Annotated in this window: 20 protein-coding genes; 12 read left to right on the top strand and 8 right to left on the bottom strand. The window is 71.3% G+C overall.

What is annotated here, in order from left to right:
* Nucleotides 1-4: 4 nt before the first annotated feature.
* The 5 genes from ABEB03_RS13445 to ABEB03_RS13425 all read right to left on the bottom strand — a co-directional run bounded on the left by ABEB03_RS13445 (nt 5) and on the right by ABEB03_RS13425 (nt 4,713).
* A complete protein-coding gene (locus ABEB03_RS13445) occupies nt 5-388 on the bottom strand; it encodes a hypothetical protein (RefSeq protein WP_345646881.1) in 384 nt (127 codons plus the stop codon).
* A gap of 457 nt (nt 389-845) precedes the next feature.
* On the bottom strand, nt 846-2,345 hold the full coding sequence (locus tag ABEB03_RS13440; protein WP_345646878.1) for a sensor histidine kinase: 1,500 nt from the start codon (nt 2,343-2,345) through the stop codon (nt 846-848).
* Entirely contained in the window at nt 2,342-3,073 is a 732-nt protein-coding gene (locus ABEB03_RS13435) for a response regulator transcription factor (RefSeq protein WP_345646875.1), read from the bottom strand. Before ABEB03_RS13435 ends, ABEB03_RS13440 begins: the two co-directional genes overlap by 4 nt.
* Before the next feature lie 172 nt (nt 3,074-3,245).
* The gene (locus ABEB03_RS13430; protein WP_345646872.1) at nt 3,246-3,452 is read right to left on the bottom strand and encodes a hypothetical protein; all 207 of its coding nucleotides are present in this window, start codon (nt 3,450-3,452) and stop codon (nt 3,246-3,248) included.
* A gap of 61 nt (nt 3,453-3,513) precedes the next feature.
* Entirely contained in the window at nt 3,514-4,713 is a 1,200-nt protein-coding gene (locus tag ABEB03_RS13425) for a S1C family serine protease (protein ID WP_345646869.1), read from the bottom strand.
* A gap of 345 nt (nt 4,714-5,058) precedes the next feature.
* Between ABEB03_RS13425 and ABEB03_RS13420 the strand changes: the two genes are divergently transcribed.
* Nucleotides 5,059-6,813 (top strand): trypsin-like serine protease, encoded by a 1,755-nt coding sequence (locus ABEB03_RS13420; RefSeq protein ID WP_345646866.1) that lies wholly within the window; start codon nt 5,059-5,061, stop codon nt 6,811-6,813.
* An 85-nt stretch (nt 6,814-6,898) separates the two neighbouring features.
* Here the strand turns inward: ABEB03_RS13420 and ABEB03_RS13415 are convergent, their stop codons facing one another.
* Together ABEB03_RS13415 and ABEB03_RS13410 are read right to left on the bottom strand one after the other, a co-directional pair.
* Complete coding sequence (locus ABEB03_RS13415) at nt 6,899-7,921, bottom strand: LacI family DNA-binding transcriptional regulator (RefSeq protein WP_345646861.1); 1,023 nt, start codon at nt 7,919-7,921, stop codon at nt 6,899-6,901.
* Nucleotides 7,922-7,973: 52 nt separating this feature from the next.
* Nucleotides 7,974-8,762 (bottom strand): winged helix-turn-helix transcriptional regulator, encoded by a 789-nt coding sequence (locus tag ABEB03_RS13410; RefSeq protein ID WP_345646858.1) that lies wholly within the window; start codon nt 8,760-8,762, stop codon nt 7,974-7,976.
* Nucleotides 8,763-9,012: 250 nt separating this feature from the next.
* On the opposite strand from ABEB03_RS13410, the gene ABEB03_RS13405 reads away from it, so the two are divergent.
* The 8 genes from ABEB03_RS13405 (at nt 9,013) to ABEB03_RS13375 (ending at nt 14,624) form a co-directional block, all read left to right on the top strand.
* Nucleotides 9,013-9,906: an alpha/beta hydrolase gene (locus ABEB03_RS13405; RefSeq protein ID WP_345646855.1), complete on the top strand. Its 894-nt coding sequence runs from the start codon at nt 9,013-9,015 to the stop codon at nt 9,904-9,906.
* Nucleotides 9,907-9,963: 57 nt separating this feature from the next.
* The gene (locus tag ABEB03_RS13400) at nt 9,964-10,218 is read left to right on the top strand and encodes a MoaD/ThiS family protein (RefSeq protein WP_028804339.1); all 255 of its coding nucleotides are present in this window, start codon (nt 9,964-9,966) and stop codon (nt 10,216-10,218) included.
* A gap of 8 nt (nt 10,219-10,226) precedes the next feature.
* A complete protein-coding gene (locus ABEB03_RS13395; protein WP_345646851.1) occupies nt 10,227-11,618 on the top strand; it encodes a hypothetical protein in 1,392 nt (463 codons plus the stop codon).
* 151 nt (nt 11,619-11,769) lie between these two features.
* A complete protein-coding gene (locus ABEB03_RS13390) occupies nt 11,770-12,513 on the top strand; it encodes an LmeA family phospholipid-binding protein (RefSeq protein WP_095935209.1) in 744 nt (247 codons plus the stop codon).
* Between the two features lie 328 nt (nt 12,514-12,841).
* Nucleotides 12,842-12,922: a putative leader peptide gene (locus ABEB03_RS45325; RefSeq protein ID WP_350310325.1), complete on the top strand. Its 81-nt coding sequence runs from the start codon at nt 12,842-12,844 to the stop codon at nt 12,920-12,922.
* Nucleotides 12,923-13,065: 143 nt separating this feature from the next.
* The gene (locus ABEB03_RS13385; RefSeq protein ID WP_095935208.1) at nt 13,066-13,911 is read left to right on the top strand and encodes a sulfurtransferase; all 846 of its coding nucleotides are present in this window, start codon (nt 13,066-13,068) and stop codon (nt 13,909-13,911) included.
* 30 nt (nt 13,912-13,941) lie between these two features.
* Nucleotides 13,942-14,229 (top strand): DUF1416 domain-containing protein, encoded by a 288-nt coding sequence (locus ABEB03_RS13380; RefSeq protein ID WP_028804343.1) that lies wholly within the window; start codon nt 13,942-13,944, stop codon nt 14,227-14,229.
* A gap of 134 nt (nt 14,230-14,363) precedes the next feature.
* Complete coding sequence (locus ABEB03_RS13375; protein ID WP_028804344.1) at nt 14,364-14,624, top strand: DUF3099 domain-containing protein; 261 nt, start codon at nt 14,364-14,366, stop codon at nt 14,622-14,624.
* A gap of 28 nt (nt 14,625-14,652) precedes the next feature.
* Here the strand turns inward: ABEB03_RS13375 and ABEB03_RS13370 are convergent, their stop codons facing one another.
* Entirely contained in the window at nt 14,653-15,015 is a 363-nt protein-coding gene (locus ABEB03_RS13370; RefSeq protein ID WP_345646838.1) for a DsrE family protein, read from the bottom strand.
* A gap of 273 nt (nt 15,016-15,288) precedes the next feature.
* Between ABEB03_RS13370 and ABEB03_RS13365 the strand changes: the two genes are divergently transcribed.
* From ABEB03_RS13365 to ABEB03_RS13355, 3 genes are read left to right on the top strand one after another with little or no spacing between them, the layout of a single operon-like run.
* The gene (locus ABEB03_RS13365) at nt 15,289-16,077 is read left to right on the top strand and encodes a hypothetical protein (RefSeq protein ID WP_345646836.1); all 789 of its coding nucleotides are present in this window, start codon (nt 15,289-15,291) and stop codon (nt 16,075-16,077) included.
* On the top strand, nt 16,074-17,042 hold the full coding sequence (locus ABEB03_RS13360) for a hypothetical protein (RefSeq protein ID WP_345646833.1): 969 nt from the start codon (nt 16,074-16,076) through the stop codon (nt 17,040-17,042). The genes ABEB03_RS13365 and ABEB03_RS13360 overlap by 4 nt, the downstream gene beginning before the upstream one ends.
* Nucleotides 17,039-18,085: a hypothetical protein gene (locus ABEB03_RS13355; RefSeq protein WP_345646830.1), complete on the top strand. Its 1,047-nt coding sequence runs from the start codon at nt 17,039-17,041 to the stop codon at nt 18,083-18,085. The genes ABEB03_RS13360 and ABEB03_RS13355 overlap by 4 nt, the downstream gene beginning before the upstream one ends.
* The last annotated feature ends 226 nt before the right edge of the window (nt 18,086-18,311 follow it).

Below are 18,311 nucleotides of genomic sequence, written 5' to 3'. Positions count from 1 at the left end.
CGGGTCAGCTCGCCGGGCTGGCCAGGATGCAGTGCGGGTAGTCGTTGTCCGGATCGCCGACGGGGGCCCAGAGCTTCAGGACCTTGCCCTGCCTCAAGGCGGCGTAGGAATCGGGCCGCCGCTCATCCCTTTCGGGATGAGCGGCGTCGTAGGAGTGAGCGGCGTGGAAGGTCACACCGACGAAGCTCTGCTTCTTGTCGGAGCCTTGCTCCCAGGTGCCTGTTCCGGACCAGGCCAAACTGTCGTACCAGCCGACCGCGACGCAGACTTTGTCGGCGATGAACGTCCCGTCCTGCTTCAGCGTCAGGGTGCCGCCGTCGGCATCGGTCCACGTGGTCGCAAGTTCGGCTGGTTTCAGCACGACCGGTTCGCCTTCGGGCGGCGGCATGACCGTGAACCTTCCGCAGGCCGTGAGAGCAAGGGCCATGGCGAGCAAGATCAGCGCACTACGGCAGCGACGCAACACACTCCACCCCCAGCGGGTTCCGCAGGCCGCGTGCGCGACCGGCGGGCGGGCTCAAGAACGCATGCCGCACCCTGACATAGATTTTGAACGTGTTCAAATCACTTCCGGCCCGTCCGGCGTTTGAGGACGAGGCCGTTCAGGTCGACGGGCCGGGCAGGGGCGGTGGGGGCGGCGAAGCGTCGTGGGCCGACCGCGGCGTTGGGCGCGACGGGCAGGGAAGCAGGGAAGCAGGGAATGCCCAGGTGAGCCAGGGTGGGCCGGGAGTGCCCGAGGGGGACGGGGTGGGCCGGGAGTGTTCGCGGGTGCCGGGGTGGGCCGGGAGTGTCTGCGGGTGACGGGGTGTCCCGGTGAGCTCGATTACTCAGGTGAGCCCAGGGTGTCATTCCGTTTCGTAGGGCTCGAACTTCTCGTACGTGCCGAAGAGTTCCGGCGGCGGCGTCGGCGCCCCGGGCAGCCGAACCGTCGCGACCGTACCGCCCCCCTGCGCGGGCCCGAGCGACACCTCGCCCCCGCACTGCTGCACCGTACGGGCCACGATCGAAAGACCGAGCCCCGACCCGGGCAGCGCGCGGGCGGACTGCGAGCGCCAGAAGCGGTCGAAGACGTGCGGGAGCTCCTCCGCGGGGATCCCCGGCCCATGGTCGCGGACCGTCAGCTCGCCTTCCTTCAGCACGACCTCGATCGTGCCGCCCTCGGGGCTGAACTTCACCGCGTTGTCGAGGATGTTCACGATGGCCCGCTCCAGCGCGGCGGGCTCGGCCTTCACGAACCAGGGCTGGAGGTCCGCCGTGATCGTCAGCTCGGGCCCGCGCAGCCGGGCCCGGCGCAGTGCCGCCTCGACGGTGTCCTCCAGGGCGACGAATTCGAAGCGGTCGGAGGGCTGTCCGGAGTCCGACCGTGACAGCGTCTGGAGGTCGCCGATCAGTGCCGCCAGCTCGGTCATCTGCGCGGTGACCGAGGCGAGGAGCGCCTTGCGGTCGGCCGGGGGGAGCGGCCGGCCGGTCTCCTCGCTGCGGGAGAGGAGCTCTATGTTCGTCCGCAGCGAGGTGAGCGGCGTCCGCAGTTCGTGGCCCGCGTCGGCGATGAGCTGCTGCTGGAGGTCGCGGGAGCTGGCGAGGGCGGACGTCATCGAGTTGAAGGAGCGGGACAGCCGGGCGACCTCGTCCTCGCTGTCCTCCTCCACGGGGATGCGGATGGTGAGGTCCTCGGTGCGGGCCACGTGCTCGACGGCCTCGGTGAGGCGGTCCACGGGGCGCAGCCCGGCGCGGGCGACGGCCAGCCCGGCCGCCCCGGCGCCGACCACTCCGACGCCGCCGACGACGAGGAGGAACACGGCCAGCTCGCTGAGCGTGGAGTTGGTGCCGCTGAGCGGCAGGGCGTTCAGGACGGCGGCGTCGGCCACCACGGTCGGGTGGCCGTTGGGCCCGTCGATCGTCAGGGGGGCCGTCAGTACGCGTACGGGGTTGCCCTTGGTGTCGACGCCGTTGCGGAGGATGCCTTCGTCGCGGACCGGGTTCTTTGCCAGGCCGGTGTCGCTGTCGGTGACCTTGACGGTGCCGAAGGAGTTCGAGGAGACGCAGGACTCGCCGTCGACCTTGACCACCTGGAGGTAGTACTCGGTGTTCGCGCGGAGCTCGCCCGGATCCGGTGCCTGGTCGCTCTGGTCGGTCTGGCCGCAGTTGGCGATGCTGTCGACGATGGCGGGCCGCATGGGGTGGCTCGCCTGCGACTTCAGCTCGCTGTCGACCTGGTCGTACAGCTTGCCGCGCACGATGAACCAGCACGTCACGGACACGGCGGCCACGGCGAACGCCACTGCCGCCGCCACCAGCAACGCCAGTCGCGACCGCAGCGGCAGGGCCCGGAACCTGCGGATCACTCCGCGCCGCCCGACCTGAGGACGTAGCCCACACCCCGCACCGTGTGCACCAGGCGCGGCTCGCCGCCCGCCTCGGTCTTGCGGCGCAGGTACATGACGTACACGTCGAGGGAGTTGGACGAGGGCTCGAAGTCGAAGCCCCAGACCGCCTTCAGGATCTGCTCGCGGGTGAGGACCTGGCGCGGGTGGGCCATGAACATCTCCAGCAGGGTGAACTCCGTGCGGGTCAGCTCGACGGGACGGCCCGCCCGGGTGACCTCACGGGTCGCCAGGTCCATCCGGAGGTCGCCGAAGACGAGTGCGTCGTCCTCCTGGCTGCCGACCGCCGCCGCGGCGTACGAGCTGCGCCGCAGCAACGCCCTGACCCGGGCGAAGAGCTCGTCGAGCTCGAACGGCTTCACGAGGTAGTCGTCGGCGCCGGCGTCCAGGCCGGTGACGCGGTCGCCGACCGTGTCACGCGCGGTGAGCATCAGGATCGGCGTGGTCGTGCCCGCGCCGCGCATCCGGCGTGCCGCCGTCAGCCCGTCCATGCGCGGCATCTGGATGTCCAGGACCACCAGGTCGGGTCGGCAGGCCGTCGCCTTCTCCAGGGCGTCCGCGCCGTCGACCGCGACCTCGGTCTCGTACCCCTCGAAGGCGAGGCTGCGCTGGAGTGCTTCGCGCACGGCCGGCTCGTCGTCGACGATCAGGATGCGCTGGGGGTCACGGTCGCCATCGGCGGGGCTCATGGGCGTCGGTTCCTAGGGGGTGCGACGGGACGGGGCTCGACTCATTCAGCCTCGCACGTTTCCGGGCGGGCGCGGAGAGGACCGGCGGGCCGCCGGGGGCCCGCCGGCCGGGGCGTGCTGCCCCCGGTGCGTACGGCGGACCGGTCCGGCGCCGGCTGCCTGGCGGGCACGGTCAGCCCCGCAGGGCGTCCAGCCGGTGCAGGCGCACGCGGCGGCGGTGGGTCCGGGTGGCGGGGGTGCGGAGGCCCATCAGCTGCGGCGCGATCTCGGGCGCCCGGGTCGTGGAGGGGGCGTGCAGTTCCCCGACGACCGCCAGGGCCAGGTCCAGCTTGGCCGGATCGATGCCGGCGACCGTCGCGTGCGCTATCTGCTTGATCATGACGAACCTCCTGGATCGGTGCCCCTCGGGGGCGGTGGTGCACGCTCGTCCGGGCGTGCGGTCAGCTGTCCGAGCCACCTGCCCGCAAATCGGCCAGGTCTGCCTTGACGGTGTTGATCGGGATGGCGAAGCCGAGACCGACGCTGCCCGCGCTCGACGAGGAGGACGAGTCCGAAGCGGCCGAGTACATCGCCGAGTTGATGCCGATGATGTTGCCGTTCATGTCGATCAGGGCGCCGCCGGAGTTGCCCGGGTTGAGCGAGGCGTCGGTCTGGAGCGCCTTGTACGTCGTCGTCGACGACCCGGTGTCGCCGTTGAACTCGCGGCCGCCGAACTCGAACGGCCACCGGCCGCCGCCGTCGCCCTGCTGCTGGCCCTGGCTCTCGTCGGTCGAGACGGTCACGTCACGGTCGAGCGCGGAGACGATGCCGCTGGTGACGGTGCCGGTCAGGCCCTCGGGGGAGCCGATCGCGACGACCTGGTCGCCGACCTGGACGCCGTCGGAGTTGCCGAGCGTCGCGGTCTTCAGACCGGACGGCGCGTCCTCCAGTTTGATCAGCGCGAGGTCCTTCTTGCTGTCGGTGCCGACGACCTGCGCGGTGTAGGACTTGCCGTTGCTCAGCTGCACCTTGATCGACGAGGCGCCGGAGACGACGTGGTTGTTGGTGATGATCTCGCCGTCGGTCGTGATGATCACGCCCGATCCGGTGGACGAGCCCGCGTTCGAGGTCGCGCCGATCTCGACGATGCTCGGGCTCACCGCCTTGGCGACCCCGGCGACCGTGCCCTTCTGGCTGGTGGGCACCACGTTGGTGCTGGTGCTGCTGGAGGCCACGGTGTCGTTGCCGGTGAGCTCCTGGATGCCGTACGCGGTGCCGCCGCCGATGGCCGCGGCGACTATGGCGACCGCCGCGAGCAGGGCCAGGGGGCCCTTGGCGCGCTTCTTCGCGGGTGCGGCCGGCTCGGCCTGGACGGTGGCGAACGCCGCGGTGGGAGCGGAGTCCGGCTCCGGGTACCCGGTCCAGCCGCCGCCGTGGCCGTCGCCTCCGTCACCGCCCTGACCGGTACCCGGCCACACGGTGGTGCCCGGCTCGACGGCGTACGGCGCGGCCGGCTCGTACGCCGGCGGGGGAGGCCACTCGGGGTTCACCGGTGAAGAGGTGTGCTGCCGGTGATGAGCCGCCCCCGGGTGCAGGGGGTGTGCCGGCTGGTGGTCGTCGCCCTGGGGGTGGTCGCCGCTGCGGCGGAAGCTCTCGGTCATGCAATTGAGAGTGTCCCGGGATCATGAGAGCTCCCTGAGTGTGCCCTGAGAAGCCCGACAGAACCTCGTATGCCCGATATAAAGGCCCGCGCGCCCGGGAAACAGCGGGTTGCGTGAGGGTGATGACACGGAGGGCGACGGACGAATACTTGTCCGACCGCTGTGGAGGGCGTGTGCACAGGGACTCCTGAGGCCTACGCTCTCCGCGCCGGAGGGGGGCTCCGCGGTAGGCCTGAATCGATGCAGCGACTGCTGTCGCGTCATTCGGGCCGGTGCGTCGTACGCCCTTTTCGGGCCTCTCACGACACGGAACACCACCACACGCACCCACCTCAGGAGCCCCGAGTGATACGTGCCCTGCGCGGTCGCTTCAGACGCCCCGTCACGGCGTTGCCCACGGCCGCTCTCGCACTGGCGCTGACCTGCGCCGGTGCGGTCGCGGCGCAGCCCGCGACCGCCGCCGACAACCCGGCCGGACTGCCCGACGCGAGCGTCGCCCAGTCCGTGAACCCCGCCCCGACCGCCCCCGACAAGGAACTGCACCGCCGGGTGGTCGAGGCGGCGAAGGACCAGGCGACCCCGGAGACGGCCCCCAAGAAGACGCCGTTCATCATCGGCGGCAGCGAGACGACGATCTCGAGCGCCCCGTGGATGGTCCAGCTCGCCTACTACGACGACACGACGGGCGCGGGCTACTTCTGCGGCGGCACGCTCGTCGCCCCGAACAAGGTCCTGACCGCGGCGCACTGTGTCGCGGGCCTCGACTGGAAGAAGAACGGCGCGGTCGTGGCCGGCACCGCCGACCTGTACGACGGCACCAGCGGCACGGTCGCGGGCGTCTGGCGCCAGTGGAACCACCCGCGCTACAACGAGGACACCATCCAGAACGACATCGCCGTCCTCACCCTCGACCGCCCGCTGGACCAGCAGTGGATGCGTCTGGCCGCCGCCAACGACACCCCCTGGTACCACCCGGGCAGCACCGCCACCGTCTACGGCTGGGGCCTGACCTCCGGCGCCGAGGGTGCCGATCTGTCGGCCAAGCTCCGCAAGGTCGACCTGACCCTGCGCGACGACGCCACCTGCGACTCCGCCATGAGGGCGGTCCTCGGCGAGGACGACTTCATCGAGGGCTCGATGTTCTGCGCCGGCACCCCGGCCTCCGGAACCGACGAGGGCACCAAGAGTCCCTGCAACGGCGACTCCGGCGGCCCGGTCATCGTCGCGGGCAAGGTCGTCGGCATCGTCTCGTGGGGCGTCTCGGGCTGCACGGCCAAGGGCGCCTTCCCGGTGTTCACCAAGGTGTCCTCGTACACCTGGGCCGCCCAGCCGCGGATCGACGACACCGACCTGTCCTTCGACGGCAAGGCCGACATCCTGGAGCGCACCCCTTCCGGCGGGCTGTTCGAGCAGGACAGCAAGGGCACCTCGCTCGCCCAGCGCGCCTTCCAGGGCAGCGGATGGCAGGGCATCAGCTGGGGCCTGCAGGCCGACCTGGACCGGGACTTCTACCAGGACCTGATCGTCCGCGACAAGGGCGACGGCAAGCTGTACCGGGACTACCTGGACCACTCCACCGGCGAGTTCACGTGGATGCAGATCAGCTCGGTGTGGGGCGGCTACAAGTCGTACGCCATCCCCGGCGACATGACCGGTGACGCCCGCCCCGACCTGGTCGCGGTGGACGCCGACGGCTCGGTCTACCTCTACCCGGGCAAGGGCAACGGCCAGTTCTACGGGCGCGTCAAGGTCGTCGACAAGTCCTGGAAGAACGTCAAGATCTTCGGCCACGGCGACCTGTCCGGCGACGGCCGTGCCGACCTGCTGGTCCGCAACAGCTCGGGCGTCCTGTACCTCTACCGGGGCACCCAGCAGGAGCACACCCCCTGGTCGACGCGGATCCAGGCGCGTACGGGCTGGAACTTCACCTCGTACGTCGCCAATGGCGACGTGACCGGTGACGGCATCGCCGATGTCGTCACCCGCGACTCCGGCGGCAAGCTGTGGCTCTACCCGGGCACCAACAAGGCCTCCAGCAGCCTCTTCGGCTCACGGATCGGCCTGGGCAGCGGCTTCAACCAGTACAACCTGCTGTTCTGAGCCGTCCCGGACGCGCCGGTCCCGCGATCCCCGCGGGGCCGGCGCAGCCGTGCGGGCCGCCGCGGGCCGTACGCGGCCGTGGCAGCTATTCGCAGCCGCAGGAGCGGCGGACCACCAGGCGCGACGGGAACTGCTTCAGCCGTTCACGGCGGGAGCCGGCCACCCGCAGGCCGTCGTCGAGGACGAGGTCCACGGCGGCGCGGGCCATGGCCGAGCGGTCCGATGCGATCGTTGTCAGCGGCGGGTCCGTCAGGGCCGCTTCCTTCACGTCGTCGAAGCCCGCCACGGCCAGCTCGCCCGGCACGTCGATGCGCAGCTCGCGGGCCGCGCGCAGCAGACCGATCGCCTGGTCGTCGGTGGAGCAGAAGATGGCGGGCGGCCGGTCGGGCCCCGCCAGCAGCTCCAGGGCGACCTGGTACGCGTCGTAGCGGTTGTACGGCGCCTCGAAGAGCCGGCCCTCGGTGGGGATCCCGGCCTCCTGCATGGCGCGCCGCCAGCCCTCGACGTGGTCGGAGACGGGGTCGCCGACCGCGGGCGTCTCGGCCGTGCCGCCGAGACAGGCGACGTACTCGTACCCGTGCTCCAGCAGGTGGCGGACCGCGAGCTGCGCGCCGCCCAGGTCGTCCGTGACGACCGCGACGTCGTCGATCGCCTCCGGGCGCTCGTGCAGCAGCACCACGCGGGCGTCCCAGGCGTCGATCTCGGCGGCCGCGTGGTCGTTCAGCGCGTGGCTGACGAGGATCAGTCCGGAGACCCGCATGCCGAGGAAGGCCCGCAGATAGTGGACCTCGCGCTCGGCGATGTAGTCGGTGTTGCCGACGAGTACCATCTTCCCGCGCTCGGCGGCGGCCTGTTCGACCGCGTGCGCCATCTCGCCGAAGAACGGCTGACGCGCGTCCGGGATGATCAGGCCTATGAGTTCGGTGCGGCGCGACGCCATGGCCTGGGCGACCCGGTCGGGCCGGTATCCCAGCTCCTTGATCGCGGCGAGGACGCGCTCGCGCGTGGCCGGGGCGACCGGCCGGGGTCCGTTGTTGATGACATAGCTGACGACCGCGGTGGAAGTCCCCGCCAGTCGCGCCACATCATCCCGAGTCACCTTGGCCACGCGCGGAGTCTACGCGGATGGACCGCCTCTGGGCAGGGCGTACGGGAGGCTTCTAGGCCTCCGCGGTCACCTCGGTGGCGTCCACGGCGTCCAGGCGAGCCGTCTCGTCCGCATCATCCGCCTTTGGCCGGGCCGCCTTGGCCTTCGCCTCGTCCGCCGAGCGGTCCAGCTTTTCGGGCGTAACGAATCGATAACCGACGTTCCGGACGGTGCCGATCAGCGACTCGTGCTCGGGTCCGAGCTTCGCGCGGAGCCTTCGCACGTGGACGTCGACCGTCCTCGTGCCGCCGAAGTAGTCGTAGCCCCAGACCTCCTGGAGCAGCTGGGCGCGGGTGAAGACGCGGCCCGGGTGCTGCGCGAGGTACTTCAGGAGCTCGAACTCCTTGAAGGTCAGGTCGAGGACCCGGCCCTTGAGCTTGGCGCTGTAGGTCGCCTCGTCCACGGAGAGGTCGCCGTTGCGGATCTCCATGGGGGAGTCGTCGTTGACGATCTGCTGGCGGCCCATGGCCAGGCGCAGCCGCGCCTCGACCTCGGCCGGCCCCGCGGTGTCGAGCAGCACGTCGTCGATGCCCCAGTCGGCGGTGACGGCGGCGAGGCCGCCCTCCGTGACGACGAGGATCAGCGGACAGCCCGGTCCCGTGGAACGCAGCAGCTGGCACAGGCTGCGGACCTGGGGCAGATCACGGCGGCCGTCGATGAGGATGACGTCGGCGCCGGGGGTGTCGACGAGAGCGGGGCCTTCCGCCGGAGCCACTCGCACGTTGTGCAGGAGCAGGCCGAGAGCGGGAAGCACCTCCGTCGACGGCTGGAGGGCATTGGTGAGGAGCAGCAGAGAACTCATCGCGCCCCTCCTGCCCGGGTCGTCATATGTTCGTGCACGGTTCGCTCGCCCATAACGTCTCGTTCCTCCTCGGTCCCTGCGAGGACGTTTGCGGCACTGCTTCGTACGTGCGGTTCCCGCGCCCTGGGATCCGCTGCGCGTCCGACGCCCGTACACCTGCGGTTTCCCGCTTCGTATACAACGCTTCCGAAAGCACAAAAGGACCCGGGGGCTACGCTGCCCGAGTCCTCTGCCCAGCAGAATAGCCCACATGAGCTCAGGTCCGGCAGGTCAAGTGACGCGATCTTCCCGTCGTCCACCCCTTGAGACGGCGTCGCGCGGCCCGCTGCGCACGTTTCTGCGCACCACGGACGGAGTGTCCGTCGAAGCCGCGTACGACCCCGGAACGACGCCTTCGGGTGACCTCGCGATCGTCGTCGCGCACGGTTTCACGGGTGATCTGGACCGCCCCCACGTGCGCCGTGCGGCGGAGGTCCTCGGGCGCAGCGCGGCGGTCGTCACCTTCTCCTTCCGTGGTCACGGCCGTTCCGGGGGCCGTTCCACGGTCGGCGACCGGGAGGTCCTCGACCTGGCGGCCGCGGTCGCCTGGGCACGGGAGCTCGGACACACACGGATCGCGACCGTCGGCTTCTCCATGGGCGGCTCCGTGGTGCTGCGGCACGCGGCGCTGTACGGACCGGGCGCGGCGGAGCGGGCCGTGCGGCCGGGAGAACCGGGAGAACGGGACCAGGAGCACGAGGGGCGCACGGATGCGCGGACGGACGCGGTGGTTTCGGTGAGCGCACCGGCCCGCTGGTACTACCGGGGCACCGCCCCTATGCGGCGCCTGCACTGGCTGGTAACCCGCCCGGTCGGTCGCGTCGTCGGCCGCTACGGTCTGCGCACCCGCATCCACCACCGCGAGTGGGACCCGGTGCCCGCGTCCCCCGTCGAGTCCGTCCCCCTCATCGCGCCCACCCCGCTGCTGATCGTCCACGGCGACCGGGACGGCTACTTCCCGCTGGACCATCCGCGGATGCTCGCCGACGCGTCCGGCGGTCGGGCCGAGCTGTGGCTGGAGCACGGCATGGGCCATGCCGAGAACGCCAGTGACGACGGGCTGCTGGCCCGTATCGGCGACTGGGCCGTCACGCACGCCAGCTAGCCTGACGGTGTTCACAGGATCCACTGATTCTCACGAAGCCACTGATTGAGGAACGAGATGGCAAAGGGCACGGTGCGTTACTGGGCCGCCGCCAAGTCCGCGGCGGGCGTCGCGGAGGAGCCGTACGACGCGGGCACGCTCGCCGAGGCGCTCGACGCGGCCCGCGAGCGACACCCCGGCGAACTCGTCCGCGTCCTGCGGCGATGCTCGTTCCTCATCGACGGTGACCCCGTGGGTACCCGCGAGCATGAGACGGTACGGCTGGCCGAGGGCGGCACGGTCGAGGTGCTCCCGCCGTTCGCAGGAGGGTGAGCGAGACGATGAGCAACCAGCCGCACGAGGGCAGGTACGAGCATCCCCACGAGGGATACGACCCGTATCGGCAGCAGTCGCAGGCGTCGCAGCCGTCGGCGGGCCACCCGCAGCAGCAGAACGCGCCCGAGCCCGACTGGCAGCAGCACACCCAGCAGTGGGAGGGGCAGACCTGGGAGACCCAGATGCAGCCCCCGGTGCCGGCCGCGGACACGGCCTACCTTCCGCCGCAGGGGTATCAGCAGGCGTATCAGGGCCAGGGGTACCAGGAGCCGTACGGGTACGGGCAGGGGTACGGGCCGGGCGTCACGGCGCAGCCGCTTCCGCAGGTGAACGCGCACGGTGCGGCTCAGGGCTGGGACAACACCCAGGCCCAGTACCAGCAGCAGGGCCACCAGGCGCAGCAGCCCGTCCAGCACCAGCAGCCGCAGGCTCAGCACCACCAGCAGGCGCAGCAGCCGCAGGCCCAGTACCAGCAGCAGCCGGTCCAGCAGGCCCAGTACCAGCAGCAGCCGGTCCAGCCGCAGCACCAGCAGGCGCAGGCCCAGTCGACACATGTCCAGGCGCAGCCGCAGCAGCCCGGGGCGCCCGCCGAGGACGGGGCGTCCGGGTACGGTCCGCCGACCCTCACCGGCAACGCGCGCATCACCGACGCGCAGCGGGCCCGCGCCGAGGGCCGCTCGCCGATCATCGAGCCCGGGATCCAGCCCGCCGGGCTGACGGCGGCGCTCGGGCTCCTGATGTCCGGCACCGCGGCGGTCGGGGAGTACGCCCTGCTCGTCCCCCTCGTCCTTCTCCAGGCCGTCACCGCGGCGGGATGGTTCCGGCTGAACGGCATGTGGCCGGCCCGGCAGGGCATCGCCCTCGCCTTCCTGGGCGCGGTGACCGCCGACGTCGCCCTGCTCGTGGCCGGCCGGGAGAACGCGCCCGCCGCGATCCTCGGCACGCTCGGCGTGTGGGTGCTCCTCACCCTCGTCCTGCAGCTGCGCAGCCACGCCGACCCGGACACCCGGATGTACGGGCTGATGGCGACCGTCGCCTCGGCGGCGCTGTCGATCGTCGCGGCCGGACACCTCGCGGCCGAACCGGACGCCGTCACGGTGGGCGCGGCCGCGGTCGCCGTGGCGATCCTGGCCCGTGCGCTGCCGCTGCCGACGGCGGCCTCCGTCGCGGTGGCCCTGCTCGCCGCCGCGGGAGCCGGCGTCGCGCTGGGCGGTACGACGGACCTGGGCGCGAAGGGGGCCCTCCTCGGTCTCGGCGCGGGTGCCTGCGCGCTGATCGGCCACCGGGTGGCCAGCTACGACTACCCGTCCCGGTTCGTCCACTTCACCGCGGGTGTCGCCCTTCCGCTGGCCGCGGCGGCCCCGGCGGTCTACCTGTTGGGCAGGGCGCTGGGCTGAGGCCCGCCGCCCCGTCCGGCGGCCTTGTCACAGGTGATCGACAACTTCCTGTGGACCCCCGGCCCGCGCTCGGCCGGGGTTAGGCTCGCGCTGGACGGCCACCCGGGTCGTCCAGACCGACCGAGCCGGCCGAGGTGGGGGAACACCGAGCATGCGCGCGCTGCGAATAATCCTGATCGTCGTCGTGGTCCTGGGCGGCCTGTTCGTGATCGCGGACCGGGTGGCGGTCGGATTCGCGGAGGACGAGGCGGCCGACCGGATCAAGAGCACCGAGGGTCTGTCCAGCACCCCCGACGTGTCCATCGAGGGCTTCCCCTTCCTCACCCAGGTGGTCAGCGGCGAGCTCGACGACGTGAAGATCGGCATCAAGGACTACGAGGCGTCGACGGGCGGCACGAACGCCGCCACCGCCAAGATCCGGATCGACGACCTGAACGCCGAGATGCACGGTGTCGCGTTCAGCGGCGACTACAGCTCCGCCACCGCCGACAGCGCCACGGGGACCGCCACCATCTCCTACGACGAGCTGCTCAAGGCCGCCAAGTCCGAGCCCGCGCAGGTGGCCCCCGGTGTCACCGCCCAGGTCATCGGCCTCTCCGACGGCGGCGACGGCAAGGTCAAGGTCACGGTCTCGGCGACGGTCCTCGGCACCAAGCTGCCCCAGCCGGTCTCGGTGCTGAGCTCCGTCAGCGTCCACGGCGACACGGTGAGGGTGCACGCCGACTCCCTGCCCAAGCTGGGCGTCGAGCTCGCCGAGGGCCGTATCCGGTCCATCACCGACTTCCAGCAGAAGATCGACGAGCTGCCGGGCGGCATCGAGCTCGACAAGGTCGAGGCGGCCGAGGACGGCGTCGACATCTCGGTGAAGGGTTCGGACGTCAAGCTGGTCGGGTAGCCGGTCGGGTAGCCGGTCGGGTAGCCGGTCGGGAGTCGGCTGAGGAGCCGGTCGGGGAGTCGGCCGAGCAGCCGGTCGGGGCGCGGTGGCGTGGGCCGGGCAGGCGCGCCGACAGCGGCCCGAGGGCCTTGTGGGAGCCTCCTGACGGCCGGGTGTCCGATGGGCGAGACGGCCCGGTCCGTACAGCAGATGGGATGACGGATCCGCGAACCCGGAAACCGTGCGGGCGTGGCCTCGGCGGCCGTTGCGTCCCGCAGTGTGGATGATCGCATCTCAACATGCGACACACCGGTGACATGCCCGCCTGTCCGTCCCTACGATCGGACGCATGAAGCGACAGGCGGATCTCACGAAGCGGCGGGCAGTCGACCTGTGCCGCGTCGCCGCCATGCTCTGTCGCACCTTCTGAGCGGAAGCGTTCCGACTTCCGCGAGCCGGGCCCTCGACCTCTCTCGTCGGGGCCACCCCTGCGCCGCGCAGCCCTCACCGGCATGACCGCGCATTTCTCTCTAACGCCCCGCCCCGCCGCAACTGCCCCGGAGGAGAAAGAGCATGAGCCGCAGCGACGTCCTGGTAGACGCCGACTGGGTCCAGGACCACCTGGACGACCCGAACGTGGCCGTCGTCGAGGTCGACGAGGACACGTCGGCGTACGAGAAGAACCACATCAAGAACGCCATCCGGATCGACTGGACCAAGGACCTCCAGGACCCGGTGCGCCGTGACTTCATCGACCAGGAGGGCTTCGAGAAGCTCCTGTCGTCGAAGGGCATCGGCAACGACACGCTCGTCGTCCTCTACGGCGGCAACAACAACTGGTTCGCGTCGTACGCCTACTGGTACTTCAAGCTCTACGGCCACGAGAACGTGAAGCTCCTCGACGGCGGCCGCAAGAAGTGGGAGCTCGACTCCCGCGACCTCGTCGACGGCTCGCAGGTGCCCGAGCGCGCCGCCACCGACTACAAGGCGAAGGCCCAGAACACCGCGATCCGCGCCTTCCGCGACGACGTCGTCGCCGCGATCGGCTCGCAGAACCTGGTCGACGTCCGTTCGCCCGACGAGTTCAGCGGCAAGCTGCTCGCCCCGGCCCACCTGCCGCAGGAGCAGTCCCAGCGTCCGGGCCACGTCCCGACCGCCCGCAACATCCCGTGGTCGAAGAACGCCAACGACGACGGCACCTTCAAGTCGGACGACGAGCTCAAGGAGCTCTACGCCGACGAGCAGGTCGACCTGGCCAAGGACACGATCGCCTACTGCCGCATCGGTGAGCGCTCGGCGCTCACCTGGTTCGTGCTGCACGAGCTGCTCGGTGTGGAGAACGTCAAGAACTACGACGGCTCCTGGACCGAGTACGGCTCCCTCGTCGGCGTGCCGATCGAGCTCGGCGCCAACAAGTAACCCCCAAGGCCTGAAGGACGGAATCGAAATATGTGTGGAGCGAAGGCCGGCGGCCCCGACGCCTCGACGATCAAGCCCGGTGAGACCACGATCCAGGGCCAGGTGACCCGCGACGGCCAGCCGGTGACGGGTTACGTCCGCCTGCTGGACTCGACCGGCGAGTTCACCGCCGAGGTCCCGACCTCGGCGACCGGGCAGTTCCGCTTCTACGCGGCCGAGGGCACCTGGACCGTGCGCGCCCTGGTCCCGGGCGGCAGCGCCGACCGCACGGTCGTCGCCCAGACCGGCGGCCTCGCCGAGGTCGCGATCGCCGTCTGACGGCACCGCCAGAACGGCCGAAGGGCCGCACCCCCGGGGGTTGGACGCTTACCGGATCGGGGTGCGGCCCTTCGGCTTGCCCGGGGCCCGCGCATCCCTGCGCCACCCGGCTTCCACGGGCCTACGCTGGTGGTATGTACGCACGCAGGCGTCACGTGTACTTCGCCATGATGGGGACGTGCATCGGGCTCTTCGTCCTGGCCTGGGGAGTCGTGCGCCTCTGGTCGATTCCCGTGGCCGTGGGCATGTGCGTGGTGGCGATGGTGATTCCTCCGGTGGCCGCGATGGTGGCCAACCGGCGCGGCCCCGAGGACCGCTGGTGGGACGATCCCTCCGGCGATCCCGAGTCCGACAAGTGGTGGGACGAGCTGGACGGCAAGAAGCCGCGCCAGTGAGCCCGCGCCCCTGCCGCCCCCGGCGGTGTCAGTAGACGAGGGCCTGGGTGCCGTCCGCCATCGCCTCCTGGACGAAGACCTGCGCGCCCGCGATCCGGACGCCCTTGAGGACGTCGTCCTCCGTGATCTCCCGCCGTGCGGCGCACTGGGTGCACAGGGTGATGCGGCCACCCGCCAGGATCGAGTCGATCAGGTCGGGCAGCGGTGCGGCGTGCGGAAGCTCGAACTCGGCCGCGCGGCCCGGCAGGGCGAACCACGAGGACTCGCCGGTCAGCCACAGGGAGACCTCGACGCCACTGGCCACGGCCACCGCCGCGACGGTGAACGCCTGTGAGCAGCGCTCCGGGGCGTCGGCCCCCGCCGTCACCTTGATCACGAGCTTTTTCGCCATGGCCGAATGGTAGTCCGAATCGTAATCAAGTCCCGTACAACTCCATGCATGAGCCATGGGTCTCCTGTGCGCGCGGATACGGAATCTGCGCTTCACGTTCTGTGGGGGGACGTCATGGAAGTACCTGAAGGACCCGAAACACCTGAAAGACCGGTCGTACCTGGAGTTGTGCCGGTTGCCGATTCCGGCACGGCCGCTCCGGGCGGGGCCGGTCCGTCCGCGCCGGCCCAGCCGGCCGACGTACCGTCCGCCGAGCCGACGGAGTCCGCCGCCGTGCCGACGGAGTCCGCCAGCGTGCCGACGGAGTCGTCCGCCGTGCCGGCCGAGTCGTCCGCCGTGCCGGCCGGGCCGGACGGCACCACGGTGCGGCCCGCGCGCCGGCGCGGCCGTACGACTCTGCTCGTCGCCACGGCGGCCGTGCTCGGCCTCGTCGCCGGGACCTGCGCCGGCTATCTGGTGCAGGCCGACCGCGAGCCCACCAAGCTGCCGCCGCTGTCGCAGCCGGTGGTGGCGCAGGCCAAGGGCAAAGGCCCCGAGCCGCTGTCCGCCGCCCAGGACCGCCGGGTGAAGACCGACGGCGACCTGCGCAAGCTGCTGATCAAGCGGCCCAAGGGCACGAAGGTGCCCGATTGGGAGCCCGGCGAGGACGGCTGGCTGAACATGGCCGACTACGCCGACCAGCTGGAGAACTCGGGCCGCGAGTTCGGCGACCTCGTCAAGTCGGAGTACCGCCGGGCCGCCGGCACCAGCTGGCTGGTCGGCAGCAACCAGAGCGTCGAGATCCGGCTGGTGCAGTACCGCCAGGAGGAGAGCCTCGGGGCCTCCGACCGCGTCTCCTGGTGGAACACGGACGACACCAGCAGCTGGCCCATCCCGGGCGCGGGCGACGGCATGGTCTACCTCTTCAAGGTCGAGAGGAAGGCCGGCTACCTGCCCCTCTACAAGGCGCAGGCGTCCGCCTCGCGCGGTGACATCGCCATGGAGATCTGGATCTACGACACCAAGCCGATCCCGAAGTCCAAGATCATGGACCTGGCCAAGCGGCAGATGGAGCGGCTGTGACCGAGCAACCGACGACCCCGGAACCCCCGCAGCAGCCCGCGACCCCGGCGCAGCGGCCCGCGACCCCCATGGACAGCGCCCCGGCTCCCGCGCAGGATGTCGCCCCGGCTCCCGCGCAGGATGTCGCCCCGGCTCCCGCGCAGGATGTCGCCCCGGCACCCGCGCAGGATGTCGCCCCGGCACCGGCACAGGACCCCGCCCAGGAGCCCGCGCCCGCGAAGAAGCCCGTACGCCGTGGCCGTGTCGCCGCCGTCGTCGGCTCCCTCGTCCTCGTCGGCGCGCTCGTCGGCGGTGTCGGCTACACCGTCGTGACGGTCCAGGACGCCGACCGCGACGCGGGCGCGCCCACCTGGAAGTTCCCCAAGGGGCAGAAGGAGGAGGCCAAGGCGGCGAAGAGCTCCTCGTCCCTCGCCTCCATGCTCGTGCCGTACGACGACGGCTGGACCCGGGGCCCCGACATCGCCGGGTTCGGCTCGGACACCGCGCTCAGCGGCGGCGAGGCGGCCGCCCTGCGCAAGGAGTCGGTCCGCGATCTGCCCCGCTCCCAGCGGCGGCGGATCGAGAAGGAGATCGACAAGCAGCACACCAAGGGCATGGCGATGCGCAGCTACCTCTACGGGGGCTCCACGCTCGACGACGATGGCACCTACACCGTCAGCGTCGAGCTGGCGCAGATCGAGGACAAGCGGGCCGTGCGGAACATGTCGACGTTCCAGAACGAGTTCCTGGAGGCCCTCTCCGTCTTCCGGCACGGGCCGAAGATCGAGGGCCACAAGAACGCCAAGTGCTTCCTGCCGCCCAAGGACAAGGAGGAGAAGCTCGACATGATGGTCTGCTCCGCCTACCAGGGCGACGTGCTGGTCAGCGCCACCGCGTACGCGGCGAAGCCACTGAACACCAAGGGGGTCGCGAAGCTCCTGCGCGAGCAGCTCGACCGCATCGAGGAGCCGGGGGAGGCGGTATGACCGAGCAGACGACACCGACCGGGACGCCCGCGGAGCCGGAGGCCACGGCCGCTCCGCTCCAGAGCGAGTCGCCCGCCCCCGCGGAGCCGCAGGCCCCGGCCGCACCGCCGGCCGCGGTCCAGGCGCCGCCGGCCCCGGTGGCCCCGCCCGTGCCGGACCTGCCGCAGGCGCCGCCCGCCCCCGTCCAGGGCCAGGTGCCCGCGACGGCCGACGGACAGGTGCCCGTGCCCGTGACGGCTGAGGGCCAGGGGCCCGAGGCGAGCGCGGTGAAGGTGAAGAAGGACCGCAGGGTCCTGCGCGCCGTGCTGCGCTGGACGGCCGCCACCGTGGTCTTCGCGGCGGTCGGTACGGCCGCCGCGTACGGCATCACGCGGATGGAGCGCACCGACGTACCGGGTCTGGCGACGCAGGCCGACGGACGCTGGGACTACCCGACGATCAGCAAGCCGCCGCTGCCGTCCGGCAGTCCGGGTCCGTTCGCCGAGACGAACGCGAGCGGCAGCCACTACGCCGACCTGCGCGAGCTCGTGCTGCCCGCGCCCAAGGGCGCGAAGGCCGACGCGGCGCTGCGCGGCGAGGACGGCTGGCTGACGCGGAAGGCGTTCCTGGCCGAGTACGCCGAGAAGACCGACCGGGACACCGTCGGCCAGCTGCTGACCGACTACGGCCTGCGGCACATCGCCGCGCGCGGCTGGACCACGCCCGACGGCACGCGGACGCGGATCTATCTGCTCCAGTTCGACACCGCGACCGTCGCGGAGGACCTGGCCTCCACCCAGCTCGCGAACTACGACTCGGCGCAGTTCGCGGTGCGCGGTGTCACCGGCACCGAGCGGGACGAGAAGTTCCCGGATCGCGCCGCGGTCGACGAGATCACCCGGTTCGCGTACACGGAGAGCAAGCCGTACGGCGCCGAGCAGGTCCGGGAGGCGTACCTGTCGGCGGGCGACACCGTCGCCCTCGTCGTGCAGTCCCACAAGGGCCTTGCGAAGGCGGTCCCGTTCCAGCAGACGGTGATCCTGCAGAGTCAGCTGCTCCGCTGAGCCGGGCGGCCCCACGAGGGCGTACCTGACCGAGAGAGCCGGGCCCCAGCCGCGTAAGCTGGGGCCCGGCCTTGTGTACCGCCGATCCGCTCATCCGAGGAGCACCCTGTGGAGATCTTCTTCGAAACCCTGCTGGTCCTGGTCTGCGTCGGCGTGCTCGCCTTCGCCGGTCTGACCGTGAAGAAGCTGTACCAGGGCCAGCGCTGACCGCAGTCACCGAACTGAC

This window comes from Streptomyces siamensis (assembly GCF_039543605.1).
In the GTDB taxonomy this organism is placed as follows: Bacteria; Actinomycetota; Actinomycetes; order Streptomycetales; family Streptomycetaceae; genus Streptomyces; species Streptomyces siamensis.
Note: the sequence above shows the minus strand (reverse complement) of the source record. Positions and strands in the feature narration are given on the sequence as shown.

Excerpts from the sequence above, each read along its gene's own strand:
- ABEB03_RS13445 (WP_345646881.1), bottom strand. The coding sequence starts at position 388 with ATGCCGCCGCCCGAAGGCGAACCGGTCGTGCTGAAACCAGCCGAACTT.
- ABEB03_RS13435 (WP_345646875.1), bottom strand. The coding sequence starts at position 3,073 with ATGAGCCCCGCCGATGGCGACCGTGACCCCCAGCGCATCCTGATCGTC.
- ABEB03_RS13430 (WP_345646872.1), bottom strand. The coding sequence starts at position 3,452 with ATGATCAAGCAGATAGCGCACGCGACGGTCGCCGGCATCGATCCGGCC.
- ABEB03_RS13425 (WP_345646869.1), bottom strand. The coding sequence starts at position 4,713 with ATGACCGAGAGCTTCCGCCGCAGCGGCGACCACCCCCAGGGCGACGAC.
- ABEB03_RS13410 (WP_345646858.1), bottom strand. The coding sequence starts at position 8,762 with ATGAGTTCTCTGCTGCTCCTCACCAATGCCCTCCAGCCGTCGACGGAG.
- ABEB03_RS13405 (WP_345646855.1), top strand. The coding sequence starts at position 9,013 with ATGAGCTCAGGTCCGGCAGGTCAAGTGACGCGATCTTCCCGTCGTCCA.
- ABEB03_RS13400 (WP_028804339.1), top strand. The coding sequence starts at position 9,964 with ATGGCAAAGGGCACGGTGCGTTACTGGGCCGCCGCCAAGTCCGCGGCG.
- ABEB03_RS13395 (WP_345646851.1), top strand. The coding sequence starts at position 10,227 with ATGAGCAACCAGCCGCACGAGGGCAGGTACGAGCATCCCCACGAGGGA.
- ABEB03_RS13390 (WP_095935209.1), top strand. The coding sequence starts at position 11,770 with ATGCGCGCGCTGCGAATAATCCTGATCGTCGTCGTGGTCCTGGGCGGC.
- ABEB03_RS45325 (WP_350310325.1), top strand. The coding sequence starts at position 12,842 with ATGAAGCGACAGGCGGATCTCACGAAGCGGCGGGCAGTCGACCTGTGC.
- ABEB03_RS13385 (WP_095935208.1), top strand. The coding sequence starts at position 13,066 with ATGAGCCGCAGCGACGTCCTGGTAGACGCCGACTGGGTCCAGGACCAC.
- ABEB03_RS13380 (WP_028804343.1), top strand. The coding sequence starts at position 13,942 with ATGTGTGGAGCGAAGGCCGGCGGCCCCGACGCCTCGACGATCAAGCCC.
- ABEB03_RS13375 (WP_028804344.1), top strand. The coding sequence starts at position 14,364 with ATGTACGCACGCAGGCGTCACGTGTACTTCGCCATGATGGGGACGTGC.
- ABEB03_RS13370 (WP_345646838.1), bottom strand. The coding sequence starts at position 15,015 with ATGGCGAAAAAGCTCGTGATCAAGGTGACGGCGGGGGCCGACGCCCCG.
- ABEB03_RS13355 (WP_345646830.1), top strand. The coding sequence starts at position 17,039 with ATGACCGAGCAGACGACACCGACCGGGACGCCCGCGGAGCCGGAGGCC.